The organism is Gaoshiqia sp. US2 (assembly GCF_059705485.1).
Genome location: NZ_AP048550.1, coordinates 3,260,758 through 3,287,639 on the forward strand (window position 1 = coordinate 3,260,758; position 26,882 = coordinate 3,287,639).

Sequence of the window (26,882 nt, forward strand, 5' to 3'; positions counted from 1 at the left end):
AAGGGCTGCCGTAAACGGTGGCCTTTTTTTATTTTTATCGTACACGGTAGTAAGCGAACAGTTATGGATAAAAAAATAGAAGAAGCATGGTTGTCATTGCAGGAATCCTGTCGCGCAAACATGAGCGGACACGACCTTCAGGAGATTAGCAGAGCATTTGATTATGCCTTCAACATCCTGGGTGACACCAGTTGGCCAACGGGCGAAATCATTCTGGTTCACGCCATTGAAGTGGCCCGTATCGTTAGCCGGGAAGTTGGTTTAGGAACCGATTCGGTTATTTCCGGTCTGCTTCATAACGTCGCATACGAAGGGGTTCCCCATCGTCCCGATTTCAAAGAGATCGGCAAGCAGTTTGGGCCTACAGTCTCCGGAATTCTGGAAGGGATGGCCAAAATCAATGCGTTGGGGACCGATACCGTTGATCTTCATTCGGAAAACTACCGTAAACTGATGCTTGCCCTTGCCGGCGATGTGCGGGTCATTCTGGTCAAAATTGCCGACCGGCTGCAGGTCATGCGTAATCTCGATAAGCAGAAACCGGATGTTCAACACAAAATTTCAGTCGAAACGTCTCATTTGTATGCTCCACTGGCGCATCGCTTAGGCCTGTACAATATTAACTCCGAGTTGCTCGACTTGTGCCTGAAGTACCTGACTCCGGATGCGTATAAACATGTTAGCGACCGGCTGAAAGAATCGGAACCGGAACGAATAAGCTTTGTAGCCGAATTTGTAAAACCCATCGAAGAAAAGCTCCATTCGCGCGGGTTTAAGTTTGATATGAAAGCGCGTACCAAGTCCATCAATTCCATCTGGAACAAAATGAAAAAACAGGATGTGAGCTTCGATGAAGTGTACGACCTGTTTGCCATTCGTGTCATTCTCGATTCGAAACCCGATATGGAAAAATCGGATTGCTGGCAGGTCTATTCCATTGTTACCGATGAGTATCAGGCCAACCCGGAGCGAATGCGCGACTGGATTACCGTGCCAAAATCAAATGGTTACGAAAGTTTGCATGCAACCGTATTGGGTCCAAATAAAAAATGGATTGAAGTACAGATTCGCACCAAACGAATGGACGAAGTGGCCGAGAAAGGCCTGGCTGCCCACTGGAAATATAAAGGCGGAGCGGCATCGTCGGAAATGGAAAAATGGCTGGCCAACATCCGTGAAATTCTGGAAAATCAGGAACTGAATGTGGTTGATTTTATCGACGAATTCAGTACCAACGTTTATAAGGATGAAATTTTTGTTTTTACTCCCAAAGGCGATTTGAAACGATTGTCTGCCGGAGCTACCTTGCTCGATTTCGCGTACGAAATTCACTCGGTGGTAGGCGACCACTGTGTTGGCGGCATGGTTGACGGCAAAAAGGTCACGCTTCGTTATAAACTAAGAAACGGACAGCAGATTTCGATTGATACCTCGAATAACCAAAAGCCCAAACTCGACTGGTTGGATTTTGTGGCGACCAGCAAAGCGAAAAACCGGATTAAAGCCAGTTTGAATGAAGAACGAAAAAGAGAAGCCGAAAACGGGAAAGAGATTTTGCTCCGTAAATTAAAAAACTGGAAGATTGATTACAACGACGAAGTGATCCGAACCCTGCTGAAACATTACCAGATGAAGCTCGCCCAGGATCTGTATTACCATATTTCGACAGAGAAAATCGACACGCTCGACGTCAAAGAGGTGCTGCTTGGTAAAGAAGCGGAACAAACTGCCCGGCAACGGCTCGAAGAGGTTATTCCTCAGGACCAGGTTAGAGAAATGGACTTTACCGGTGGCGACGATTACCTGATCATCGATAATAACATCAAAAATGTGAACCATAAGCTGGCGCCTTGCTGTAACCCAATTTTCGGCGATGAAATTTTTGGCTTTGTTACCATCCGTGAAGGAATTAAGATCCACCGGCGCAGCTGTCCGAATGCCAAACAGTTGTTCGAGCGTTACCCGTACCGTGTGATCCCGGCGAAATGGCGCGAATCGAACAAACGAACCTCTTTCCAGGCCACTATTAAACTGTCGGGGACGGATGAAGTAGGCATTGTCGGGCAAATATCTCATGTCATATCAAAAGATATCGGCGTTCAGATGCGCTCCATCAATATCGATTCGGTAAACGGCGAGTTTGAAGGAACCCTGCGCATTTACGTGAATAACCTGGAACATCTCGACTTTCTGATGCGCAAACTTCAACACATAAAAGGCGTCCTGCATGTATCCCGGGCCGACCAGTAAGATCCGGGTCATCGCGGCCCCGAACAGCATGAAAGGTAGCCTCAGCGCCATCCGCTTTGCCGATCTCATCGGGCAGGCTTTTCATGCAGTGTCCGATCGGTTTGACGTGATTAAAATACCGGTTGCCGATGGGGGAGACGACACGGCCGGGGTGCTGATGAAAACCCTTCATCTGGAAGAAATCAGTATTCCGGTTCACGATCCGCTGGGGCGGATGATTCAGGCTCGATATGGCTACGGAAATAAAACAGCCCTGGTTGAAATGGCCGGTGCCAGCGGGTTAAAACTGCTTAACCGAAACGAGTTCAATCCGCTTAAAACATCGAGCCGCGGTACCGGCGAATTGTTGCTCGATGCGCTTAGCCGCGGAGCAAAACACATATTACTTGGAGTGGGCGGCAGTGCAACAATTGACGGTGGTATGGGTTTACTCGAAGGACTTGGCCTTTATTTTACAGATAAGAACGGAAAAAAGCTAAGAGCGTCAGGGGCCAACCTCGGATTAATCGATTCGTGGAACGACGAGGCGCTTCAGGCCTTCAGTAATGTTGACCTGAAAGTGATGTGCGATGTGAACAATCCCCTGCTGGGACATCGCGGAGCGGTAGCCGTTTTCGGCCCTCAAAAGGGGGCAACACCCGAAATGATGCCGGTGCTGGAGAAAAACCTGGCGCATTTTGCCGGTTTAATCCGGGAGCGGTATGGTTTCGAACTGGAAGATGTCCCCGGAATGGGAGCGGCAGGGGGCGTCAACTTGGCTTTATTTGTCTTTTTGAATGCCCAACTCCTTTCAGGAGCCGACTTTGTGCTGGACGCGCTTGGTTTTGACGAGGCGCTGAAAAACACCCGGCTGGTCGTTACCGGTGAAGGCCGGATCGATAGCCAAACAGCCGGCAATAAAGCACCCTTTGTTGTTGCGAAACGCGCCAGACGACAACATGTCCCAACAGTTGCCATTGGCGGCGAAATTACCAGCGAGGGTGCTTCCATGTTCGATTTTTCATACGCCTTGGTTAACGATCGGGTCGATCAGTTAACGGCCATTGAGCAGGTCGACCGGTTGGTTTTTGAAGGGGCGAAGCAGGCTGCAAGAGATTTTTTGGATCAATTGGACTAATGCCTGATCCATTCGGTTTTTTCAGTTGCCGGAATCCGGCTTCGCGGTGGACGCCTGAAGGTTTCATCCACTTGGCCCAAAATGAAAAAACCGACCGGTTCATCGTCCTCATTCAGGTTCAAAAAATCGCGCATGGGCTGCGAGTAACAAACATCGCCGGTACTCAGGTAACCGCCTATCCCAAAGACCCCGAGGCTGAGATAGATGTTTTGGGCCGCGCAGGCTACCGAAACAAGATCTTCCTGTTTAGGAAAACGTTTGTGCGGGTCGCGGCGGGCAATCACCGCGATCACGTGCGAGACGCGCTTCCATTTATCGCCGTATGCCTCGTACTTGAAATCGTAAAACTGCTCCGGGGGCGTAATTTGTTTGTAGATGTCTTTTTGTACCGCGAAAAACCGTTTCACCGCTTCTCCGGCAAAAACCTTAAACTGCCAGGCTTGTACCAAGCCGTGCGATGGCGCCCAAACGGCATTTTCGAGTAGTTGTTCAATCAGCCGGTCGTCAATCTTGCTTCCTTCTTTCAAACCATTAACAAAGGTCGACTGGCGGTCTTTAATCCAAGCTGAAACCTGTTCTCTTTTCTCTTCCATTTCTCATTTTGTTTGTCTCAATAACAAACCGGAGGCCTCTTGGTTTTGAAATGGAGTTAGGGCTGTCGCGATTTCCGAACCACGATACGTTATTTGGGGTTTGAACTGCCGTTTCTGAGATGTAATGCCAGTAAAACAAAGGATTCTGCATGCGTGGTATGAAGTCTGAAAATACCACTTGCGGTTTTGCCCGAAACCGCTTTTATGTTCTTCGTTGAACGGATTTCAAATTAATTACAGAGAGGGTTTCACCTCAAGTAAAACCCTCCCTTTTGATGTCAGCGATTAGCTGAAATTTTATACCACATAGGTCGTCGAAGCGGTATCGCCGCCGCGTCCGGTCCAGTTGGTGTGGAAGAACTGGCCGCGTGGCTTGTCGATGCGTTCGTAGGTGTGTGCGCCAAAGTAGTCGCGCTGGGCCTGAAGCAGGTTGGCCGGCAGGCGTTCACTGCGGAAGCCGTCGAAATAACAAAGCGCCGATGTGAGCGCCGGAACCGGGATGCCGTTTGATAATGCCGTCGCGCAAACACGGCGCCATCCGGCCTGTGCCGCTTCTACTTTTTCTTTGAAATAGGGGTCGAGCAGCAGGTTTTGCAGGGTCGGGTTTTTATCGAATGCCTTTTTGATGTCGCCCAAAAATACGGAACGAATGATGCAACCACCGCGCCACATCAGGGCAATGCCGCCGTAGTTCAGGTTCCAGCCGTATTCTTTGGCCGCTTCCATCATCAGGTTGTAGCCTTGGGCGTACGAAATAATTTTAGCGCCGAACAAAGCGTCTTTCAGGTCCGAAATCATTTGAACTTTGTCGATGGTTTTATCAACGGCCGGTCCGCCAATGACTTTAGAGGCTTCAACACGTAAATCTTTCTGAGCCGACAGGCAACGGGCAAATACCGATTCGCCGATCAATGTCAGCGGGATACCGAGGTCAAGCGCTGAAACACCGGTCCATTTCCCGGTACCTTTTTGTCCGGCTGTGTCGAGGATTTTTTCAACCAGCGGTTCCCCATCTTCATCTTTGAAACCCAAAATGTCGCGGGTAATTTCGATCAGGTATGAATCGAGTTCTTCGGTGTTCCATTTTTTGAACACTTCGTGCATCTCATCGGCGCTCATACCCAACATTTCTTTCATCAATTGATAAGCTTCGCAGATAATTTGCATATCGCCGTATTCAATTCCGTTGTGCACCATTTTCACGAAGTGGCCGGCGCCGCCTTCGCCAACCCAGTCGCAGCAGGGCGAGCCGTCTTCCACTTTAGCGGCGACTGCCTGGAAAATTTCTTTCACGGCAGGCCAGGCGGCAGGCGAACCGCCAGGCATCATCGACGGGCCTAACAAGGCGCCTTCTTCGCCGCCCGAAACGCCGGTGCCGATGTAAAGCAGGCCTTTACTTTCCACGTATTTTGCACGACGGATGGTGTCGGGAAAATGGGAGTTTCCGCCATCGATGATGATATCGCCTTCTTCGAGGTGCGGAATAATCAGTTCAATAAAATCATCCACCGGTTTTCCGGCTTTCACGAGCATCATCACTTTACGCGGTTTTTCGAGGGAAGCCACCAATTCTTCGATCGAATGTGCCCCGATGAAATTTTTACCGGCGCCGCGTCCGCTGATAAATTTATCCACTTTGTCAACTGTACGGTTGTATACGGCTACGGTATAGCCCTTACTTTCCATGTTTAAAACCAGGTTTTCACCCATCACGGCCAAACCGATCAGGCCGATGTCTGCTAATTTTGCCATAGCTTTTGTATTTATTTTTTGATTTTAATTAATTATTAGTTTCAAGCTTCAAGCCCCGGGTTTCTTTGTCTTGAATCCCAATGCTTTTAGCTTTTCAATAGTTTCTTCTTTTATGTGATGATATTCAAGGGTGAACACCGGAAATTCGCGTCGCACCGGGTAATCACCCCTCAATTTTTCAAATTGAGCCGGATCAGCCCTCAGCGCGCGGTCGTCATCCCGGATATCATAGGTTGCCAGGACCGCTTTTGCCAAAACCTCTTCTTCCGACAAGTTGAAACCATACATGGGAATAATTGTTTGATCGGGTAGTTCTACATTTTTTGCCTGCCAGTCGTCTATGCCCAGGTTGAAATACCGGCTGATGGCCTGGATGCTCATACTGGTGCCGTTGGCCTTACCGTCTTTCGAATAGCCTGCAATATGAGGTGTGGCCAGATCGCAGGCGGCCAGCAGTTCCAGGTCGATGTCGGGTTCATGTTCCCAGCAATCGAGCACCAGGCCGGAGATTTGCCCTTTGGCCAGCGCCGATTTTGCGGCTTCGGCAGCAACAACTTCGCCGCGGCAGGAGTTGATTAAAACCGGTTGTTTTGCCAAATCGTTGAAGAATCCGGTATCGGCCAGGTGCCAGGTGGCATCTTCACCGTCTAAATTCAAGGGAACATGCAGGCTGATGATGTCGGCTTTCTGCCTGATCTCGCCGAGGCTGACAAACATTGCAGGTCCTTCGTTCCGGGTGCGGGGCGGGTCGTTCAGCAGAACGTTCATTCCGAATAGCTCGGCAATTTTCGCCACTTTAGAGCCTACCTGGCCAACTCCCACAATGCCGATCGTTTTTCCTTTCAGTTGAAAATTTTTCTTTTTGGCCAGCACAAAGAGGGCGGAGGCGATGTACTGTTCTACCGATTTGCTGTTGCAGCCCGGCGCATTGGTCCATGCAATGCCTGCCTGTTCGCAGTAGCCGGTATCGATGTGGTCGAAACCAATGGTGGCCGTGGCAATAAATTTCACGGAAGAACCTTTCAGTAATGTCTCATTACAAATGGTTCGGGTGCGGGTAACTATGGCATCGGCATCTTTCACAATTGCTGCCGTTGTTTTTGCCCCCGGCAAATAAACGACCTCGCCAAATGGTTCAAGCGCCCCCTGGATGTACGGTATTTTATCGTCGATAACAAACTTCATAAATACAGTGAATTAGGTGTTCGGTTTTTAGACATCACGCCATACTTTTCAGTTCTCATTCGTTTCGTCTAATATCCAATGTCCACTTACTAATGTCTAATATCTAATATCTTCACCAGCATAATATCCGTTCACAATTTCTTCCATCACCCGGCTTGTCCGGGATCCGGATACTGCGGTGCTTGGCGAGTATCCTTCGCCGCGGAGTTCATCCACAACCAGTTGGATAAGTCCGCCGCCAACATGTTCCGGTTTTGGAAAATCAAACTCGATAGTGCCGTCTTTCTTTTTCAGGATTAACTTAAACGGTGAAAAGCAGGCAAAACGGAGGCTGCCCTCTGTCCCAAAAATTTCGATACTGTCTTTTTCCGAAGACTTATCGGTTACGAAACACCAGCTTCCGGCGCCTGTTATGCCGTTTTCGAAACTGAAAACAGCATTGACCGTATCTTCGGCAGGGTAGAGGCCACCCCGGTTCCGGGCGGTTCCGGCGACATCATTAACCGGGCCAAATATGAAATCAAGAATATCCAGTTGGTGAGAAGCCAGGTCATAAAAATGGCCGGCTCCGGCAATTTCGGGATCAACGCGCCAGGGTAATTGCTCCGGACTTAACCCCTTTTCTGCAGCTTCTTTGTATAGACGGATACTGACGGTTAGGGGAATGCCGATGATTTTTTGCTCCACGAGTTCTTTCACCTTCAGAAATAAAGGCATGGCCCGCCGGTAATAGGCGACAAACAAGGGAACGCCGGTTTCTTCCGAAACGCTGATCATCTCCAGACACTCGTGGTAGGTTCTCGCCATGGGTTTTTCCACATAAACCGGCTTACCTGCCCGCATGGACTGAATCGCATAAGCAGCATGGGTATTCGGTGGTGTGGCTATATAAACGGCGTTTACCTTCGGGTCGTTGATCAGGTCGGTTGCCTGGTCGTACCAGTTCGGAACGCCATGCCGTTTGGCATAATCGGCCGCTAAATCGCCATTACGCCGCATGACAGCCACCAGGTTTGAATGTGGCGTCTTATATAACGGAGGGCCGTTTTTTACTTCGGTCACGTCCCCGCAACCAATAATTCCCCAATTAACCGTTTCAAGTTTCATCGCTTAAGTTTTGAGTTTCAAGTTCCAGATTCCGGACCATACCCATAAATTCTCCACACCCCACACCCCATGCTCCATGCCCAATCATCATTCATCAATACTTAAACCGTTCCCGGTAGGCCCACAAGCCGATAGCCGGGTTGGAGATGTAAAAAATTTCCTCGCCATCGGGCATGATGTTCAGCCCGTCTTTTAGTTTGGCAGGATCGTATTTTTGCATGACTTCATCGATGTCGGCATACTGAAAGCCCACACTTTCGATTTCTGCCTGAGTCAGGTTTTCCGGCCCTTTTCCCGGGCAGTAGGTGATGGAGAACCTTCCCTCGGATGATCCGTGAATGAGGTGGGCAGCAGCGCTCAGGTTGTTGCGTAGCTCTTCGTTTTCGTCGCAGGCCTTCAAGGTCGCGGGAGTTCCAAAATAGCCGTACTTGCGGATTAACCTGTCAATTTCCTTGTCTTCGCCAAACTCTTTCAGGGCCGGGGCCAAAACTATGAGTTCACCTTCGTCATCAATGGCCATACGGGTGCGGTACACCGATTTGTTTCCCAACCAGGTTGATTTGAATTCAGTGGGATCGAGCCAGACAATCACTTTTTTCAAGGGTTTGTCGAGCATTTCGAAGTTTACTTCCAGCGACAGTTTGGCGGCTTTGTCAAACACCTCGTAGTCATCGCCGATGAACAGCCCGCGTGTTTTGACTTTCCCGTCGGTTTTATCGAGGCCAACTACGGTTTGTACGTACAAAATCGGCAGGTGATTGGTGAAATTCTCCGAGGCATAGTTGAAGATTCTTCTGACGGGCGTATCGGCGTGCCCCATCATGCGTTCCATGCCGTAGGCGGCACCCACAAAATGGCTTTTATTGATGCCTTCGGCACCACCGGTGCCTACAAAAACATTTTTATTGTAGTTGGCCATACCCACCACTTCGTGCGGAACAACCTGTCCGATCGACATAATCAAGTCGAAATTCCCCATCAGCAACAGTTTGTTTACCTGGGCCGGCCAGGGAAAATCAACCGCGCCTTCCGAAACTTCTTTCACAAACTCGGCCGGTACTTCGCCCACATTTACCACATCGTTACGCCAGTCGTGATCCCTGATCAGCGAGGCCGGCAAACTGCCGAACATATGGCTGATTTGTTTGGGGGTCATCGGTGAATGCGTTCCCAGCGCGGGCAACACATCCGTCAGTTTGTCGCCGTAATATTGCCAGGCAAATTCGGTCAGTTCGCCTGAACGGCTTGGTAAACGGGTGTAGTCCGGCGGAATGGCCAGCACCTTGTTGATGTTTTTCAACTGGTCCAAAGCCGCGTAAAGTCCTTTTTTCAGGTCTTCGGCGCTCAATTCATGTTCTTTCGAACCTATTTCATAATATAGCATAATCGTAAGTTTTTCTTTCACTCCCGGTTTTGCGTGGAACCTCCCCGCACAGGGGAGGTGGGGAGTAATTTCGGTTACCTTCTCACACGTGCATTTCCCTGCCAGATACTCCAAACCATTTCTTCGTCGGCAGGCTGGCCATAGTCGGTCAGGAATGTTGTTGCCAACGCGCCGGTAGCCCAGCCAAATTGAGGCCATTTTTCCGGTTCCCAACCTTTCAGAATTCCGTAAAGTAATCCGCCAACAAATCCGTCGCCTCCTCCAATCCGGTCGAGCACGTTGATTTTTCGCGGCTCAATCACTTGCCATTCGTCACCGGCAAGCATGATGGCTCCCCAAAGGTGTTCGTTTGTGCTGATAACCTGCCGGAGGGTCGTTGCAAATACCGAAGCATTCGGGAACGACTTTTTGACTTTGGCAATCAGTCCTTTAAACCCTTCAATTTCGGCTTCGATCCCTTTTCCACCGGCTTCCGGACCTTCAATGCCAAAGCAAAGCTGGAAATCTTCTTCGTTCCCGATTAAAATATCGGATACCGAAGCGATTTCGGTAAAGTTTTTACGCAGTTCTTCGGCCCGGCCTTTCCAGAACGAAGCCCGGTAGTTGAGGTCGAATGAAATGCGGGTGCCATGTTTTTTCGCAGCACGCGCAATTTCGAGGCAGAAGGCGCTCGTTTCGGGCGACAAGGCCGCAATGAGTCCTGAAAGATGAACAATCTGTACCCCTTCAGTTCCAAAAATTCGTTCCAGGTCAAAATCCTTCGCGTTGAGGGTGCGGCCCACTTCGCCTGCGCGGTCGTTTTGAACGCGCGGGCCGCGGGCGCCAAATCCGCTGTCGGCAATATTAAACTGGTGGCGGTATCCCCACGGGTCGCCTTGTTCCACTTCGGGACCTTCGTAATCCATATGCCGGCTTTTCAGGTTGTTTTTGATGAAACGGGCAATTGGACTGCCTTTCACGAAGGTAGTTAACACTTTCACCGGTAAACCCAGGTAGGATGAAACGCTGGCCACATTGGTTTCGGCGCTGGTAGCCTGCATTTCAAACAAGGTACTGCTGTGTACCGGTTGTCCGTTTAGCGGAGTGATGCGCACGCCCATGCTGGTAGGCACCAGCAGCGAATATTTACAGTTCTGTTTTAATTCGATGCTCATATTCTAAGTTGTTATTGGATGAATACTTGATAATTGGTCATTGCATTATCCGAAATGACCCATGACTCCGATAGCTGGATTATACTCCGCCAAAGGCGCTGTAGCCACCGTCGACCGGAATGACAATACCGGTGATAAATCCGGAAATATCGGATAACAGGAAGAGGGTAGCGCCCTGCAAATCTTCCGGTTCGCCAAATTTGCCCATAGGCGTGTTGTTTACAATCTTTTGTCCGCGGGGCGAGTAACCGCCTGTTTTTTCGTCAAGCACCAAAAAGCGGTTTTGGTTCGTGATAAAAAATCCGGGAGCAATTGCATTGACCCGAATACCAACCTTCGCCAAATGCACTGCCAGCCATTCTGTAAAGTTATTGATGGACGCTTTAGCTGCCGAGTATGCCGGAATTTTGGTTAATGGTTTATACGAATTCATCGATGAAATGTTGAGCACAACGCCTTTGCGGTTTTTCAGCATATCCTTGGTGAAAACCATCGAGGGCAACAAGGTCCCTTTGAAATTGAGCGCAAAAACCTTGTCAAACCCGTCCATCTCGAGGCCGTAGAATGTGTCTTCCAATTTGTCGATGTTGCTGTCGTCCATTTGTTCCACTTTGGTTGTTGCCGAAGGATGATTGCCTCCGGCCCCGTTGATCAGCATGTCGATCTCGCCGAGTTTTTCATTAATAACGGCTTTGGCTGTTTCGAGTGAAGCTTTGTCGAGAACATTGGCTTCCACTCCGATTACGGTTGCCTGGTGCGATTCCGAGATTTCGGCGGCTACTTTATCCGCTGTTTCTTTATTGATGTCAACAATGGCAATTTTTGATTTCACCGAGGCCAATGCTTTGACCATTTCAACTCCGATTACGCCGGCGCCTCCGGTGATCACACATACTTTCCCCGAAAGGTCTTTAAAACTAATTGGTTCCATAATTTATTAGGTTAAATTCTTTGTAAAAGTCCAGGTTCTCTTTGGTAATGATATCGATTGATGTATAGTTTTCGGCAGGGATCTGTTTTTTCAGGATAACGTGAGAAAACAAGGTGTTAATGGCTTGATAACCTTGTTCTTCCGGCCGTTGGCAAATCAAAAAATCGACAATTCCCTCGCGCAGGTATTCGATATTCTGCCTGATCAGGTCGTGGCCGATCAAGCGGATATTTTTCAGGTTGCGTTCTTTCAGGTATTCGGCAACACGGTAAACCTGCGAGTTCGTAACAAAAATTCCATCGGGTTGGCCGGTTTTTTCAATTTGCTGATCAATGAGTACATAGAAGTTATTACCTGCGTTTATGTTTTCGATTTCGATCGTGTGTAAACTTCGGTTTCCTTGCAGGTCATTTTCTCTGAAATAACTGTAAAAACCTTGTTCCCGTTGTACCAGGTGGTTTTGGTTGTCCATTTCTTTTGCAAAATGGATGACTAAAATATTGGCTTTTCCCGGAAGGGAGAAATCGATCAGTTTGGCCGACAATGCGCCGCTTTGAAATGAGTTTTGTCCGATATAACTTGTTTTATTGCAGTCTTTTAAATTGGAATCGATGAAGATGTAGGGGATGTGCTGTTCTTCGAGTTGCGAAATGAATTTTCGTGATTCGCGTGAAAAGAAAGGAGCCAAAACAACACCTTCGGGCCTGCTTTCCAAAATCTCATTGGCTTTTTCTTCAAAAGACCGGGCATCGGTTTGCGAATATTCGTAACTGCTGATCTGGATACCGTAATGCTGTAATTCGGCAAAAGCCTGCCGTACTCCAATCATCGGTTTATTCCAGTACGATTCGTTTGATTGGGGCTGAGGGAACAGAATGGCAAACTGATGTATTTTTTTTGATGCCAATGTACTGGCCAGAATGTTTGGATGATAATCCATTTCTTCCAGTATGCTCAAAACTTTCTCTTTCGTGGCTTTATTCACTTCGCCCCGATTGTGAATCACCCGGTCCACCGTTCCGATCGAAACATTGGCCTTTTGGGCAATATCTTTAATCCGTATTCTTTTTATTGGTTTGATAGCTGTACGGTTTTAAGGGAAAATTCCCATGTTAATCCTTAAGTCAGAAACAAAACTAATTAATTTTTCCATTTGTCGTGTTCGCACACGGAAAAATCTGTATATTATAAAACATCTCTTGCAAGGCACTTTCAGAAAAAGCGGTTGAAGGATAAACGAGCAGGATTGCTATTTTAGTTCTCGTCAATTGGGGAGATACGGGTTAACATGTATCGATTATAAAATAGGAGTGCGGGAGATAGCAGAATTACTGAAGATATTTGGCTGATGGGAGAACTTGAAGGGTTTTACCGGTATTTATTCGAGTTCGTGCAGGTTTTTCAGTGAGTGTTTTATAAAACGGAAGAGTTTGCCGCCATGAGAGGCATCGGCCACCCGGTGATCGATGACAATGGAAAGGGACATGATACGGCGGATGACAATTTCGTCGTGAATAACAACCGGTTTTTTGCTGATACCGCCCATAATCAGGACAAACGCTACATTGGAGCTGGGAAGCAGAGCCGGAAAGCCGGTTTCGAGACCAAGTGTGCCGATATTTGAAATGACATACGATCCGAAGCTGTCGGAGGTAAGACCGGTGAAAGGAACCGAAATTCCCCAGTTGATGGTCACGGTTTTATAAAGCCAGAAGATCCAGTTGCGGAATGGCCAGGGGAATGACGACAACATATCTTTGGTTTGCATGGACTGATTTTCTTCACCTTGCCTTGACTCCTGAATCTCCTTCTTCATGAGATCGGCCAAACTGCCCAGGTTCAGCTTGTCTGCCTCCGGGATCCGGACAGATCCCATCTGTCCGCTGGCCTGTAAAACACTCACCAAGGCATCGATTTGTTGACGGGAAACTACTTTTCCTCTTTTTATATAGGTATTGAATTCCGGAATCTCTTGTTTTAAGGCACGGGCAACGATTAATACAAAAACATGGGTCGGAGTAATTTTCAGGCCTTGTTTTCGTTTGTCGGCGATAAACTGCTCCAACTCGGTGACATCCAGTTCTACTGCTCCAAAAACTTTTGAGTCGGTTGGTTTCGTATAAATGGTAGCCGCTACGGTCCGCCAGTGCGAATTAAGGTCGATTTCCTTTTTCATGGCTGTAAAAATAGTTTTTTAGCCTAAAATGCCAATCGGTTCGGGCAGATCAATTCAGGATTGTCAGAATTTGTTTTCCTGGTTATAAGCGAAATAAGGCGATGAAAATTGAAAACTTGATTTAAAACAGGTTTTTAAAGTTTGGAGTAATGAAATATATCTCTATTTTCGTGTGCGAACACGGAATCATTTTTTTCGTTCAACTAAATGTTAGTCAATAAACAAATCGAATAACTTATGAAACTTGGAAAATACAGTTTTGGGGTAGGAGACCGCTTCAATCACGAAGGGGAAGCTCAGTTACGGGCGCTGATGAAAGCAAATGCCCGGGGAATTGAAGTGACACCTGTCTGGAATAAATCAAACAGGGAGCATAATATTGTCCATTCAGAACCAATCGGAACCCGGCAGGAAGCCGATGCCGCCGTGAAAGCACTGGGATGGAACGGCGCCTATTGTGTGGATGCCGATCATATCAACCTGAGTAATGTTGACCGGTTTATTGATCATTCCGACTTTTTTACCCTGGATGTGGCCATGTACATCGGCAACCCGTCGGAGCCGGCCGATGAAGCTGCTTTTAAGGTCTCCTGCAAAGCATTGGGATCTGAAGTGAAAATTGACGGAATTGACGAGCCCATTCTTATTACCGATGAATTACTGACGAAAGTATCCGGAAAATTTTTGGCTGCAGTAAAAGAAGCCGGGAAAATTTATCGTCACATCGAAGCGACTAAAGGCAAGGGAAATTTTGTCACCGAAGTTTCGATGGATGAAGTGGAATCACCGCAAACTCCGGTCGATATGTTTTTTATTTTAAAAATGATTGCCGACGAACAGATCCCGGCACAAACCATCGCTCCGAAATTCACAGGCCGTTTTAACAAAGGCGTCGACTATGTAGGCGATGCGGTTCAGTTTGCCAAAGAATTTGAGCAGGACGTGCTGGTTATCGACTACGCCGTGAAACATTTTGGTTTGCCCGAAAATCTGAAACTCTCTGTTCATTCGGGCAGCGATAAGTTTACCATTTATCCGATTATGGCCGAAGTGATTAAAAAATACAACAAAGGCCTGCATGTAAAAACTGCCGGAACAACCTGGCTTGAGGAAGTGATCGGTCTGGCGGTGGCCGGTGGCGAGGCGCTGGAGACAGCCAAACAAATTTACATCAATGCCCTGGGCCGGAAAGACGAACTCTGTGGTCCGTATGCCGACGTAATTGATATCGACGATTCGAAACTACCTTCGGCGGAAGAAGTGGCCGGCTGGAGCAGCGAAAAATTTGCCAATACCCTGCGGCATATTCCCGGCCATCCGGATTACAACTCCAATTTCCGCCAGCTGATCCACGTGGGTTATAAAGTAGCTGCCGAGATGGGCGATACCTACACGGGCTTGTTAAAAAAACATGCCGCCATCGTTGGTGGATGCGTGGAAGAGAATATTTACGACCGCCATTTAAAAAGATTATTCAATCTGTAATTGAAACCAAAAATCAGAAAATAAGATAGATAAGATGAAAAAGTTCATGGATGAGAATTTTCTGTTGCAAACCGAAACTGCTCAGAAATTGTATCATAATCACGCGGCAAACATGCCGATTTTCGATTACCACTGCCACATTAACCCGAAAGACATCGCGGAAGACCGGATGTTTAAAACCATCACCGAAATTTGGTTGTACGGCGATCATTATAAATGGCGCGCCATGCGTACAAACGGCGTTGACGAGCGCTTTTGTACAGGCAATGCCAGCGATTGGGAAAAATTTGAAAAGTGGGCCGAAACGGTGCCTCATACCTTGCGTAATCCGCTTTATCACTGGACACACCTGGAGCTGAAAAAATTCTTCGGAATTAACGATATTCTGAGCCCGAAAAACGCACGCGAAATTTACGATGCCTGTAACGAAAAGCTGCAAACACCTGCCTACAGCTGCCGTAACATCATCCGGATGGCCAATGTGCATACAATCTGCACCACCGACGACCCGGTTGATACGCTGGAATATCATCAGCAAATTAAAGAAGACGGTTTTGAAGTGGCTGTTCTGCCGGCCTGGCGCCCCGATAAAGCCATGATGGTGGAAGACCCGAAATTCTTTAATCAATATATGGACCAGTTAGCCGAAGCTGCCGGTATCCACATCGAATCGTTCGAGGATTTGATGGACGCCCTGGATACGCGTCACCAGTATTTTCACGACAATGGTTGTCGTTTGTCCGACCACGGTCTGGATACCGTTTTTGCCGAAGACTATACCGATGAAGAAATAAAAGCCATCTTCAAAAAAATCCGTGGCGGCAGCAAGCTCTCCGAAACGGAAATTCTGAAATTCAAATCCTGCATGTTGTACGAATTTGGCGTGATGGACCATTCGCGCGGCTGGACACAACAATTGCACATTGGCGCACAACGCAACAACAACACCCGTTTGTTCAAAAAATTAGGCCCCGATACCGGTTTCGATTCGATTGGCGATAAGCCGATCGCTGAACCACTGGCCAAATTGCTCGACCGTTTAGATCAGGAAAATAAATTGTGTAAAACGGTTTTGTATAACCTGAATCCGCGCGATAACGAGTTGTACGCTACCATGTTGGGTAATTTCCAGGATGGCTCCGTCCCCGGAAAAATTCAGTACGGCTCAGGTTGGTGGTTTCTCGATCAGAAAGACGGCATGATTAAACAGATGAATGCCCTTTCCAATCTGGGTTTGCTGAGCCGTTTCGTGGGAATGTTAACCGACTCACGAAGTTTTCTTTCATACACCCGTCACGAATATTTCCGTCGTACACTATGCAACCTGCTGGGGAATGATGTTGAAAATGGGGAGATTCCGGCAGACATGGAGCTTTTGGGAAGTATGGTTGAGAATATTTGTTTCAATAACGCGAAAAAATATTTTAATTTTTAGTCATTCCAGATAAGCTGAAATACATTCATTTATCTTGCGGGAAAGGAAAAGATTTCTATTTTTGCAATCGATTGCACAAAGAAATTTAATGATTTGAAAAATGAATAAGAAAGTTGTAACATTCGGAGAAATCATGTTGCGTTTGGCAACACCCGGTTATTTGCGTTTTTCGCAAACTGATAATTATTCGGCCACATTTGGAGGAGGAGAGGCTAACGTAGCCGTTTCGCTGGCCAACTATGGCATTCCTGTTGATTTTGTAACCCGGTTGCCGAAGAACGATATTGGTCGTGCCTGCCGGATGGATTTGAGAAAATACGGAGTTGGCACCGAAAAAATTGTTTGGGGCGGCGAGCGTCTGGGAATTTATTTCCTTGAAACGGGAGCTGTAAGTCGCGGCAGTAAGGTGGTTTACGATCGTGCCCATTCGGCCATTGCCGAGATCAAACCGGGAATGATTGACTGGGATGAGGTTTTCGAAGGCGCTGAATGGTTCCACTGGACAGGCATTACACCTGCTATTTCGCAAGGGGCTGCCGATGTTTGTCTGGAAGCGATTAAAAAGGCAAACGAAAAGGGAATCACGGTTTCCTGCGACCTGAACTACCGTAAAAACCTGTGGAACTACGGCAAATCAGCTGGTGAAGTGATGCCTGCCTTGGTTGAAGGAACGGATGTGGTGCTGGGCAACGAAGAAGACGCCGCGATGGTGCTGGGGATTCATCCCGAAGGGGTGGACGTAACCGGTGGACATGTGGAAGGCGCTGCTTACGAATCGGTTTCAAAACAAGTGATGGCTCGTTTCCCACGGTGTAAAAAAGTAATCACGACGCTACGCGGCTCGGTTAACGCCAACCATAACTCGTGGGCAGGTGTTCTTTGGAATGGTGAAAAATTATTCGAATCGCCAACCTACCAGATTACACACATTGTTGACCGTGTTGGCGGCGGAGATTCATTCATGGGCGGCCTCATTTATGGTTTGTTAACTTATACGGGCGACGATCAGAAAGCGCTGAACTTTGCCGTTGCCGCTTCGTGCCTGAAACACACCATTTACGGCGATTACAACCAGGTAACCGTTGATGAAGTAGAAAAGCTGATGGGCGGCGATGCCAGCGGACGGGTGGCGAGATAAAAGCCCCTCCGGCTCCCCCCCGGGGAGACTTGTATATTTGGTTTTGAAAATAACCAATGACCAGTAACCAATCTCAAGCAATTTGAAACCTGGAATTTGGAACATTAAATTTTAAACTGATTTTATGGCAAGATTTACAAGAATAGAAGTCGCTTTAAAAATGAAGGAAACCGGCATTGTTCCGGTTTTCTATCATCAAAGTGCTGAGGTATGCAAGTCTGTATTAAAGGCTTGTTATGATGGCGGAATCCGTGTGTTTGAATTTACAAACCGCGGCGATTTTGCACACGAGGTATTTGGAGAGCTCAACAAATGGGCAGCCGGCGAATGTCCCGAAATGATCCTGGGTGTCGGATCAATTGTTGATGGCCCAACTACTGCCTTGTACATTCAGCTTGGCGCCAGTTTTATTGTGTCGCCGCTGATTGAGGAAGAAATGGCCCGGATCTGCAATAAACGAAAAATAGCCTGGAGCCCTGGCTGCGGTTCGGTATCGGAGATCGGGAAAGCCCATGAACTGGGAGCCGAGGTGGTTAAAATTTTCCCCGGTTCTTCGGTGGGCGGACCAAGTTTTGTGTCTGGTGTCATGGGGCCAATGCCTTATGCCAGCATTATGCCAACCGGAGGTGTGTCGCCCGACGAAGAAAACCTGAGCAAATGGTTTAAAGCAGGCGTGCACTGCGTGGGAATGGGATCGCAATTATTCCCAAAAGAAGTGTTGGCCAATAAAGATTGGTTGTTTATCACCAACAAGTGCAGGGAAGCGCTTGATATCGTAAAGAAGCTTCGGTAAGTTTACCCCTGTAAGCAATTAAACCTAATACTAACATTTAAAATTGACTATGTCTTTGACTACAATTAACGAGAAGATGTCCAAGTACCGGTGGACAATTGTTGCGATGTTGTTCATGGCAACAACCATTAACTACCTGGATCGTCAGGTACTTTCGCTAACCTGGAAAGATTTTATCGCGCCAGAATTTCACTGGACAGATAGCGACTATGGAACGATCACGTCCCTGTTTTCCCTCTTCTACGCCATTAGCCTGGTTTTGGCCGGTCGGTTTGTTGACTGGATGGATACCAAAAAAGGTTTTCACTGGGCCATTGGAATCTGGTCAGTTGGCGCTGTATTGCACGCGTTTTGCGGGATTGCAACTTCCGGTATTATTACAGGCAACTGGTTTGTCGGTTTTGCCGAGGCTCGGCATATCATTGAAGGAGTTCAGGATGTTGCCCGGGTGTTGAATGTGAGCGTGGTCTTGTTCATCTTTGCTCGTCTTGTATTGGCAATTGGTGAAGCGGGTAACTTCCCTGCTGCAATTAAGACAACCGCAGAATATTTCCCTAAAAAAGACCGCGCTTACGCCACCAGTATTTTTAATGCCGGTGCCACCGTAGGCGCATTGGCTGCTCCGATTACCATTCCTTTGATTGCCAAACACTGGGGATGGGAATCTGCGTTTATCGTGATTGGCGCTCTTGGTTTTCTTTGGATGATCTGGTGGCAAATTGGCTATTATAAACCCGAGCGTCATCCCCGCGTAAATGAGGCAGAGCTGGAATACATCAACCAGGACCTTCTGGCTGGCGAAGCAGAAGCAGAAGCTGCAAGAGTTGCATCCGGAAAGAGAATCAGCTTTAGGAAGTGCCTGCGTTACAAACAAACCTGGGCGTTTGCTTTTGGTAAATTCATGACTGACGGCGTTTGGTGGTTCTACCTGTTCTGGACACCAGCCTACCTGAGTTCAGTATACGGACTGGAATCATCTGATCCGAGAGCACAGCTTGGATTATTTGTGCTTTACGCCATTACCTTGCTCTCAATTATTGGTGGATGGCTACCTACTTATTTTGTTGATAAACAAGGCATGCATCCTTATGCAGGACGTATGAAATCGATGTTGATTTTTGCATTTTTCCCGCTGCTTGCTGTATTTGCTCAACCCTTGGGCGGATTATCCTACTGGTTCCCAATACTCATCATCGGTATTGCCGGTGCAGCACACCAGGCCTGGTCGGCCAACATCTTTTCAACTGTTGGCGACATGTTTCCGAAAGCGGCTATTGCAACCATTACCGGTATCGGCGGTTTGGCCGGAGGTTTAGGATCTGTAATCATCAATAAAGGATCCGGCGTATTGTTCGATTTTGCCCGGGAAACTGAAATGAGCTTCATGGGATTTAAAGGAGTTGAGTCCGGTTACTTTATCATTTTCTGTATCTGCGCCATTGCTTACCTGATTGGCTGGATTGTGATGAAGTCATTGGTCCCGAAATACAAACCAATTACCGACCTGGCATAGTTTTAAGACGAATTAACGACTAATAATAAAATCCGGGATGAATTTGCAGGAGCAAAGTTTCCCGGATTTTTTTATATCCAAATGGCCGAAGTATACTTTTCCGATGCCGATCACAAGTTGCAAAAAGGGTTTATATCAGGCATTCCATTTGGCGATGGCCTGCTTGTTGCGTTCGTTTACGATATTCTTTGCTTCGGCTGTATACAGAAATTCCAGCTCTTCGGCAAAATATTCGGTGATTTTCCCCCGCACCATTTTTAGCATTGAGTTCAGCAGGTGATTTTGCTCATTGAACGCTTCAGGTAATACGGCAATGGTTGTCGGAAGCCAACGTTCGGGGAACATATTTTCAAACTCTCCGCCTTTTTTGTATTTGTCAATTTCCGCCTGGATAAGCTTCAGACTTTCTGTATTTCCTTCATCCGAGCCGGGTGTAATGCCTTTGGCTGTCAGCTCGCGGTTGATGGCCTGTATATTGGGGACGATCATCCCTAAAGTGAATGGGTTCTGATTATTGTACAACATGCACTGATCGATTAATTTTGACTGATCAACCATCGCTTCTTCAATTCCTTCAGGGCTGTACTTTTCACCATCATTGGCAATCAACAGACTTTTAAAACGACCTAATACATACAAAAACCCGTCTTGATCCAGGTATCCCATATCTCCGGTGTGCAGCCATCCGTTTTTGATGGTGTCAGCGGTAGCTGTTGGATTGTTCCAGTAGCCCAGCATCACATTGTCGCCTTTGATAACAATTTCGCCTTTCTCACCTGTTGGCAGCTCATTGCCCTGATCGTCCAAAATTTTCAGTTCCATGTATTTCACCAGTTTCCCGGATGAGCCAAATTTAATGGCATGTAATGCGTTTGACGAAATAACCGGAGATGCTTCTGAAAGGCCGTAGCCCTGGCACATCGGGATGCCGATGGCATAGAAAAAGCGTTGCAGTTCAACATCCAGCAGCGCGCCGCCGCCAATAAAAAACTTCAGGTTCCCGCCAAAACTTTCACGGATTTTTGAGAACAGGATCTTATCATATAAGGCCAATAAGGGTTTGTAGAAAGCGAGCATTCCTTTGCCCCGTTTGAACCCGTCTCCATTGTATTTGTAGGCGATTTTTAGTGCGTGGTTGAACATTTTTTCGGCTGTTTCTCCTTTTTGCCTGATCCCGGTTTCAATCCCCTTACGGAAGTTTTTGGCAACGGTCGGGACGCTCATCAATACATTCGGTTTAATCTCTTTAATGTTTTTTGGAATGTTTTTGAGGGTTTCCATGGGGCTGTTGCCTGTTTCGAGCGAGGCGACGCTGGCGCCGTTGTACATGAAACAATACAGGCAGGCCGTGTGCGCAAAGGCATGATCCCAGGGCAAGAAGGCCAGTGTTCTCCAATCGGGGGTGATTTCCATCAGGGTGTTCGACTGAATGACGTTGGCGGCATAATTCAGGTGCGAAAGCATGATGCCTTTCGGGTCGGCTGTGGTTCCCGAGGTGTAAGAAATATTGGCCAGGTCGTTAGGTTGAACTGATTTGAATACTTCTTCAACCCGATTTTTGTCTTCGCGAAGAAATGTTTTGCCGGTATGGATGATGTCATAGTAGTACAGATCGTTTTCACCCGGTTCTTCTTTTTCATCAAGATAAATTACCTTTTCAAGCATTGGTAAATCCTTCCGGATTTCTTCAATTTTGGGCGCCTGTCCGCCGGAAACAATTACCATCCGGCTTCCTGAATGTGCCAGCCTGAATTTAATTTCCGTTTGGGCATCCAGTTTCACCGATAGCGGCACGTTGATGGCCCCGGCATATAAAATTCCCAGTTCGCTAATGATCCATTGGTTCCGCCCCTCTGAAATGAGCCCGACCCGATCGCCTTTTTTAATGCCGATGGATTGCAATCCCGCAGCGAATTGCAGTACTTTTTCACGTGTCTCTTTATAAGTCATCCCTTTGTATTCGCCGTTTTGCTTTTCCCACAGGTAGATGTTGTCGGGATACTTACTGACACTTGTCTCAAAAAGTTCAACAATCGTTTTCATAAATTCAGGTTTTTTTGAAATAGATGAATTCAAAAGTAGCAAAATTCACGAAAATGTTATGAAAAAAAGGAGGCGGTAAAGCCTCCCTTTTTTATTTCGTTCCAAACTGGTAGATGGTTGTTTGCCGGTATTTATCACCCGGGCGTAGGATGGTTGACGGAAAATGGTCGTGGTTGGGCGAATCGGGGTAATGCTGCGTTTCGAGCGCTACGCCCGAGTAACTGCCGAATTTTTTCTTTCCGTCAATTTCCAGTTCAGGAATCCAGTAGCCGGTATAAAGCTGGATGCCGGGTTGCGTGGTAAACACTTTTACTTCGCGGCCGGATTTGCTTTCCGACAGGCATCCGGCATAAATCAGCTGGCCGTCTTCGTTGTCGAGCACATAATTCAGATCGTACCCGTCTGCCAGTCCGGCAATGTCGCGTCCCAGTTTTTTGCCCGAGGTAAAGTCAAAAACGGTTCCTTCAACCGGAATGATATTCCCGGTGGGGATCATTTCTTTGGCTTCGGTTATCTTTTTAGCGGTCAGCTCCAGATCGTGGTTCAGTATATTTTCTGAGCCACCGGTCAGGTTAAAATAGCTGTGATTGGTCAGGTTCACGATGGTTGCCTGATCGGTTTCCGCTTCATAATCAATCGAAAGTTTGTTTTCTTCATCGAGGGTATAGGTGCAATAAACATGCAGGTTACCGGGGTAACCCTCTTCCTGGTCGGGGCTCAGGTACGACATTCTTACGCCTGCCTTACCCGGTTCTTCAAACACCTCGGCCGACCAAATACGACGGTCAAAACCAATCAGCCCGCCATGTAAATGATTCGGTCCGTTGTTGACGGCGCCCGAATATTCAATGCCGTCAATGCGATATCTCCCCTTGGCGATGCGGTTGCCAAAACGCCCGATGATACAGCCAAAATAAGGATAACTTCCCAGGTAAGCATCACTCAGGTAATCCTCCAGTTTATCGAATCCGCATACAATATTTTCGGTTTTCCCTGATTTGTCGGGGGTGGTGATGGCGGTGATTACCGCGCCGTAATTCGTGATGTTTACCCTTACTTGTCGGTTGTTTGCCAGGCTGAACAGTTCAACCGTCTGACCATCCGGTGTTTTTCCAAATGTTTTACTGGTTATTTTCATTCTATTGGTAATTAAGTAAATTTGACTTCTTTTTACTTCTCTTTGAAATACAAATATATTTAAATCTTTCGTACTGGTGGGTACCGGTTGTTATTGTTGGCGATATTTTTGTACTTTTAAATTCTGAAAACCTGAGAAAATACAAACTTGTGAAGAATATACAAATTGACGACACCCTGGGGGTTCCCAAATACCGGCAGATTATCAATTCGATTTACCAGGCCATCTCAGCCGGCGATCTGAAAGTCGGTGATAAGATTCCTTCGCTGAACCAGATTTGTGTTGAATTTGATCTTTCGCGCGATACCGTGATGGTAGCCTTTAACGAACTGAAAGCAAAAGGAGTGATTAGCTCCATCCCGGGGAAAGGCTATTATATTAATAGTACCGACATTAACCGGGATGAGCGGATCTTTCTTCTTTTTGATGAATTGAATGCCTTTAAAGAAGATTTATACACCTCGTTTATGAATAGCCTGGATACCCGGTCGAATGTGGATATTTACTTTCATCATTTTAATTTCCGGTTATTTAAAGATTTAATTCTGCAAAGTGCGGGCAAGTATACCTCGTATGTCATTATGCCGGCTACCTTCGACCATACCGCTGATATTATTTCTGTTTTACCCGAAGATAAGGTATTTATTCTCGACCGGTTAAAAGATGATTTAAAATCCTTTCCGGTTGTTTATCAGGATTTTGAAGGAGATGTATATCGGGCGCTTCAGGATGGTGAAGATCTGCTGAAAAAATACAATAAGCTGGTAATGGTTTTTCCGGGCGGAAAAGAGCCTGAAGGACGGATGGTTGGTTTTCAGAAATTTTGCGAAGAACGTCATATCCCGTTTGAAATTTTACGCAGTTTATTAAACCGGAAAATTAAACAGGGAGAGGCCTATTTTATTCCTTCAGACCGGAATCTGGTTCGCCTGGTGAAGATGGCTGCCGAGCAAAACCTGATGCTTGGAAAGGACTTGGGTATCGTTTCTTTCAACGACACGGTTTTAAAAGAAGTTGTTGCAGGCGGAATTACAACCATATCAACCGATTTTGAGCAAATGGGAGCTACCCTGGCCAATATGATTGTTGAAAAACACCGCGATCATCTGGCAAACCCGGCCGCGTTGATCCGGCGAAACTCTTTGTGATATGTTTGAAAACATAAATAGGTGATCATCCTCAAGGCGGAATATTTGTATTTTTACCCACCAGTACCTACCAGTGGGAAATTTTAATTTATGAGTAATTTTAACATTGAAGATCATCCGCACAAAAGGTTGAATCCGTTGACGAATGACTGGGTTTTAGTCTCGCCGCACCGGGCCAAAAGGCCGTGGCAGGGACAAGTAGAAAAGGCAGTTCCGGATGAACGGCCCCAGTACGATCCGACTTGTTATTTGTGCGCAGGAAATGAAAGGGCAGGAGGGAAGCTTAATCCTGACTATAAAGGGACCTTTGTGTTTACAAACGATTTCAGCGCGCTATTGACCGATACGCCCCACGGCAAGGTGGATGAAGGCAGTCTGTTTCAGGCGCAAAGTGAAAGAGGCATTTGCAAGGTGATTTGCTTTAGCGAGAATCACAGTCTGACAGTGCCGGAAATGGAGGTGGCCGACATCCGTCATGTCGTTGATGTTTGGTGTGAAGAATTTGCTGAACTTGGAAGCAAAGACTTCATCAACTACGTTCAGATCTTTGAGAATAAAGGGGCCATCATGGGCTGTTCAAATCCGCATCCGCACGGGCAGATCTGGTCGTCGTCATCAGTTCCTGCAGAACCCGCCAAAGAGTCGGTCACCCAAAAAGAATATTTTGAGAAACACGGCACGACCTTGCTGGGTGACTACCTGAAAGCCGAGTTGAAGAAACAGGAACGCCTCCTGGTTCAGAATGAGCATTTTGTAGCGCTTGTGCCGTATTGGGCTGTCTGGCCATTCGAAACCATGATTATCAGCCGACGTCCCGTTCAGAATATCCTTCAGCTGACTGAGGCCGAAAAAACCGGTCTGGCCGATATCTATAAACAGCTCACCGTGAGGTACGATAACCTGTTTGAGGTTTCGTTTGCCTATTCGGCCGGTTTGCACCAGGCCCCGACCGACGGGAACGATTATCCTGAATGGCATTTGCACATGCACTTTTATCCGCCTTTGCTGAGGTCGGCCTCGGTGAAAAAGTTTATGGTCGGCTACGAAATGCTTGCCTCGCCGCAACGGGATATCACCGCAGAGCAGGCTGCGAAGCGCTTACGCGATCTGTCTGATTTACATTATAAAAAACAAATCAATAAATAATTAAACTCAATAGAAATCGAATTATGGCAAAAATTAGTGCTTTAACGGAAAAGATAAACGGAGGGAACAATGCCTTGTTCCATGAGTTGTATGGCCTTGATGCTGTTGTTTTGAACGAACAGGCCGCCCGCTATACCGGTTTAATGGACGAATTCCGGAAGTTATTCGGAACCGATGATGTAGCGCTGTTTAGCTCTCCCGGGCGTACCGAAATTGGCGGGAACCACACCGACCACAACTACGGTCGTGTGCTTGCGGGGGCAGTAAACCTCGATAATATTGCCGTTGCTGCGAAAAACGGGACAACGGTCATCCGGATCAAATCGGCAGGTTATCCCGAATTTCAGGTTGATCTTTCCGACCTCCGTATGGATGAGTCACAATTTTACACCTCCGCCTCATTGGTCAGGGGCATCTGTGCCCGCATGAAGGAACTGGGCTACGAGATTGGCGGCTTCGATGCCTGCATTGAAGGTCGCGTGCCGAAAGGTTCAGGTTTGAGCTCGTCAGCATCTTTCGAAGTGCTGGTGGGGGCCATCGTGAACCATCTTTTCAACAACGGGAAAATGAGCGGGGTCGAAAATGCCATCATCGGACAGTGGGCCGAAAATAACTACTTTGGAAAACCTTGCGGTTTGATGGACCAAACGGCTTGCTCGGTCGGAGGGTTGATTACAATCGATTTTGAAGATCCGGCCAAGCCAATTGTAAAAGAAGTGGATTTTGATTTCGTTGCGACTGGTTTTGCCCTGGTGATTACCGACGTTGGCGGCGGTCATGACGATCCGGCATCACAAGCTGAATATGCGTCTTTACCTACTGAAATGAAGTCGGTTGCAGCCGAACTCGGCGCAAAAGTGCTGCGGCAGGTAACGCTGGAGCAAATTGTTGAAAAAATTCCTGAAATACGGCAAAAAACCGGCGACCGGGCTATTCTGCGGGCATATCATTTCCAGGGAGATAACCAACGGGTGGTCGATCAGGTTGCGGCTCTTGAAAATAACGATTTTCAATCATTCCTCAAGATGGTTGTTGAGTCGGGATACAGCTCATACATGTACAATCAAAATATTTTCGATGTTGTTCATAAGGATGAACAGGTGGTATCGTTGGGATTGGCGTTGAGCGAAATGGTTTTAAAAGGAAAAGGCGCGTGGCGCGTTCACGGCGGCGGATTTGGAGGGACCATTCAGGCTTTTGTTCCCCAGGATTTGCTCGATAAATATGTGAAAACATTGGAGCATGTGTTTGGCCAGGGGACCTGTCATAAGCTGTTCATCCGTGCCAAAGGCGCTATAAAGCTGGACTTATAAATCACAGACCGAAGTTTTAAATTTCTGAAAATGAGCAAGAACAAGTATCTGTTCCCATCGTGTGGTTAGGCTCACTGGCTA

General features: G+C 47.2%; 21 protein-coding genes. 10 read left to right on the forward strand and 11 right to left on the reverse strand.

Annotated features, from left to right (window positions below; genetic code table 11):
- Positions 1-63: 63 nt before the first annotated feature.
- Together AC6H3C_RS13120 and AC6H3C_RS13125 are read left to right on the forward strand one after the other, a co-directional pair.
- The gene (locus tag AC6H3C_RS13120) at positions 64-2,250 is read left to right on the forward strand and encodes a RelA/SpoT family protein (RefSeq protein WP_497515833.1); all 2,187 of its coding nucleotides are present in this window, start codon (positions 64-66) and stop codon (positions 2,248-2,250) included.
- Entirely contained in the window at positions 2,228-3,367 is a 1,140-nt protein-coding gene (locus AC6H3C_RS13125; protein WP_497515834.1) for a glycerate kinase, read from the forward strand. Before AC6H3C_RS13120 ends, AC6H3C_RS13125 begins: the two co-directional genes overlap by 23 nt.
- Here AC6H3C_RS13125 and AC6H3C_RS13130 read toward each other — a convergent pair.
- From AC6H3C_RS13130 to AC6H3C_RS13170, 9 genes are all read right to left on the reverse strand, one after another.
- Entirely contained in the window at positions 3,364-3,960 is a 597-nt protein-coding gene (locus AC6H3C_RS13130; protein WP_497515835.1) for a nitroreductase family protein, read from the reverse strand. The genes AC6H3C_RS13125 and AC6H3C_RS13130 overlap by 4 nt on opposite strands.
- A gap of 297 nt (positions 3,961-4,257) precedes the next feature.
- Entirely contained in the window at positions 4,258-5,712 is a 1,455-nt protein-coding gene (gene gnd / locus AC6H3C_RS13135; protein ID WP_497515836.1) for a decarboxylating NADP(+)-dependent phosphogluconate dehydrogenase, read from the reverse strand.
- Positions 5,713-5,760: 48 nt separating this feature from the next.
- Complete coding sequence (gene pdxB, locus AC6H3C_RS13140) at positions 5,761-6,897, reverse strand: 4-phosphoerythronate dehydrogenase PdxB (protein ID WP_497515837.1); 1,137 nt, start codon at positions 6,895-6,897, stop codon at positions 5,761-5,763.
- 96 nt (positions 6,898-6,993) lie between these two features.
- Positions 6,994-8,004, reverse strand: a complete 1,011-nt coding sequence (locus AC6H3C_RS13145; RefSeq protein WP_497515838.1) for a Gfo/Idh/MocA family protein — start codon at positions 8,002-8,004, stop codon at positions 6,994-6,996.
- Positions 8,005-8,098: 94 nt separating this feature from the next.
- The gene (locus AC6H3C_RS13150) at positions 8,099-9,388 is read right to left on the reverse strand and encodes a nickel-dependent putative hexonate epimerase (RefSeq protein WP_497515839.1); all 1,290 of its coding nucleotides are present in this window, start codon (positions 9,386-9,388) and stop codon (positions 8,099-8,101) included.
- A gap of 74 nt (positions 9,389-9,462) precedes the next feature.
- Positions 9,463-10,542 carry a sugar kinase gene (locus tag AC6H3C_RS13155; protein ID WP_497515840.1) on the reverse strand — a complete coding sequence of 360 codons (1,080 nt, stop codon included), beginning with the start codon at positions 10,540-10,542 and terminating at the stop codon, positions 9,463-9,465.
- A 79-nt stretch (positions 10,543-10,621) separates the two neighbouring features.
- A complete protein-coding gene (locus AC6H3C_RS13160) occupies positions 10,622-11,473 on the reverse strand; it encodes an SDR family oxidoreductase (protein WP_497515841.1) in 852 nt (283 codons plus the stop codon).
- A complete protein-coding gene (locus tag AC6H3C_RS13165; RefSeq protein ID WP_497521268.1) occupies positions 11,460-12,554 on the reverse strand; it encodes a LacI family DNA-binding transcriptional regulator in 1,095 nt (364 codons plus the stop codon). The genes AC6H3C_RS13160 and AC6H3C_RS13165 overlap by 14 nt, the downstream gene beginning before the upstream one ends.
- Positions 12,555-12,851: 297 nt before the next feature.
- Positions 12,852-13,649, reverse strand: a complete 798-nt coding sequence (locus AC6H3C_RS13170; RefSeq protein WP_497515842.1) for a 2-oxo acid dehydrogenase subunit E2 — start codon at positions 13,647-13,649, stop codon at positions 12,852-12,854.
- 237 nt (positions 13,650-13,886) lie between these two features.
- Here AC6H3C_RS13170 and AC6H3C_RS13175 point away from each other — a divergent pair, with 237 nt between their 5' ends.
- The 5 genes from AC6H3C_RS13175 to AC6H3C_RS13195 all read left to right on the forward strand — a co-directional run bounded on the left by AC6H3C_RS13175 (position 13,887) and on the right by AC6H3C_RS13195 (position 20,013).
- Positions 13,887-15,134: a tagaturonate epimerase family protein gene (locus AC6H3C_RS13175; RefSeq protein ID WP_497515843.1), complete on the forward strand. Its 1,248-nt coding sequence runs from the start codon at positions 13,887-13,889 to the stop codon at positions 15,132-15,134.
- Positions 15,135-15,168: 34 nt separating this feature from the next.
- Positions 15,169-16,569, forward strand: a complete 1,401-nt coding sequence (gene uxaC / locus AC6H3C_RS13180; RefSeq protein WP_497515844.1) for a glucuronate isomerase — start codon at positions 15,169-15,171, stop codon at positions 16,567-16,569.
- A 100-nt stretch (positions 16,570-16,669) separates the two neighbouring features.
- Complete coding sequence (locus tag AC6H3C_RS13185) at positions 16,670-17,707, forward strand: PfkB family carbohydrate kinase (RefSeq protein WP_497515845.1); 1,038 nt, start codon at positions 16,670-16,672, stop codon at positions 17,705-17,707.
- A gap of 124 nt (positions 17,708-17,831) precedes the next feature.
- Entirely contained in the window at positions 17,832-18,500 is a 669-nt protein-coding gene (locus AC6H3C_RS13190) for a bifunctional 4-hydroxy-2-oxoglutarate aldolase/2-dehydro-3-deoxy-phosphogluconate aldolase (protein ID WP_497515846.1), read from the forward strand.
- Between the two features lie 55 nt (positions 18,501-18,555).
- Entirely contained in the window at positions 18,556-20,013 is a 1,458-nt protein-coding gene (locus AC6H3C_RS13195; RefSeq protein ID WP_497515847.1) for an MFS transporter, read from the forward strand.
- A gap of 135 nt (positions 20,014-20,148) precedes the next feature.
- Here the strand turns inward: AC6H3C_RS13195 and AC6H3C_RS13200 are convergent, their stop codons facing one another.
- Together AC6H3C_RS13200 and AC6H3C_RS13205 are read right to left on the reverse strand one after the other, a co-directional pair.
- Entirely contained in the window at positions 20,149-22,056 is a 1,908-nt protein-coding gene (locus tag AC6H3C_RS13200) for an AMP-dependent synthetase/ligase (RefSeq protein ID WP_497515848.1), read from the reverse strand.
- A gap of 91 nt (positions 22,057-22,147) precedes the next feature.
- On the reverse strand, positions 22,148-23,194 hold the full coding sequence (locus AC6H3C_RS13205; RefSeq protein ID WP_497515849.1) for an aldose epimerase family protein: 1,047 nt from the start codon (positions 23,192-23,194) through the stop codon (positions 22,148-22,150).
- Between the two features lie 149 nt (positions 23,195-23,343).
- Between AC6H3C_RS13205 and AC6H3C_RS13210 the strand changes: the two genes are divergently transcribed.
- The 3 genes from AC6H3C_RS13210 to AC6H3C_RS13220 all read left to right on the forward strand — a co-directional run bounded on the left by AC6H3C_RS13210 (position 23,344) and on the right by AC6H3C_RS13220 (position 26,801).
- The gene (locus AC6H3C_RS13210) at positions 23,344-24,342 is read left to right on the forward strand and encodes a GntR family transcriptional regulator (RefSeq protein ID WP_497515850.1); all 999 of its coding nucleotides are present in this window, start codon (positions 23,344-23,346) and stop codon (positions 24,340-24,342) included.
- Between the two features lie 90 nt (positions 24,343-24,432).
- The gene (locus tag AC6H3C_RS13215) at positions 24,433-25,488 is read left to right on the forward strand and encodes a UDP-glucose--hexose-1-phosphate uridylyltransferase (RefSeq protein ID WP_497515852.1); all 1,056 of its coding nucleotides are present in this window, start codon (positions 24,433-24,435) and stop codon (positions 25,486-25,488) included.
- A 23-nt stretch (positions 25,489-25,511) separates the two neighbouring features.
- On the forward strand, positions 25,512-26,801 hold the full coding sequence (locus AC6H3C_RS13220) for a galactokinase (RefSeq protein ID WP_497515853.1): 1,290 nt from the start codon (positions 25,512-25,514) through the stop codon (positions 26,799-26,801).
- Positions 26,802-26,882 lie beyond the last annotated feature (81 nt).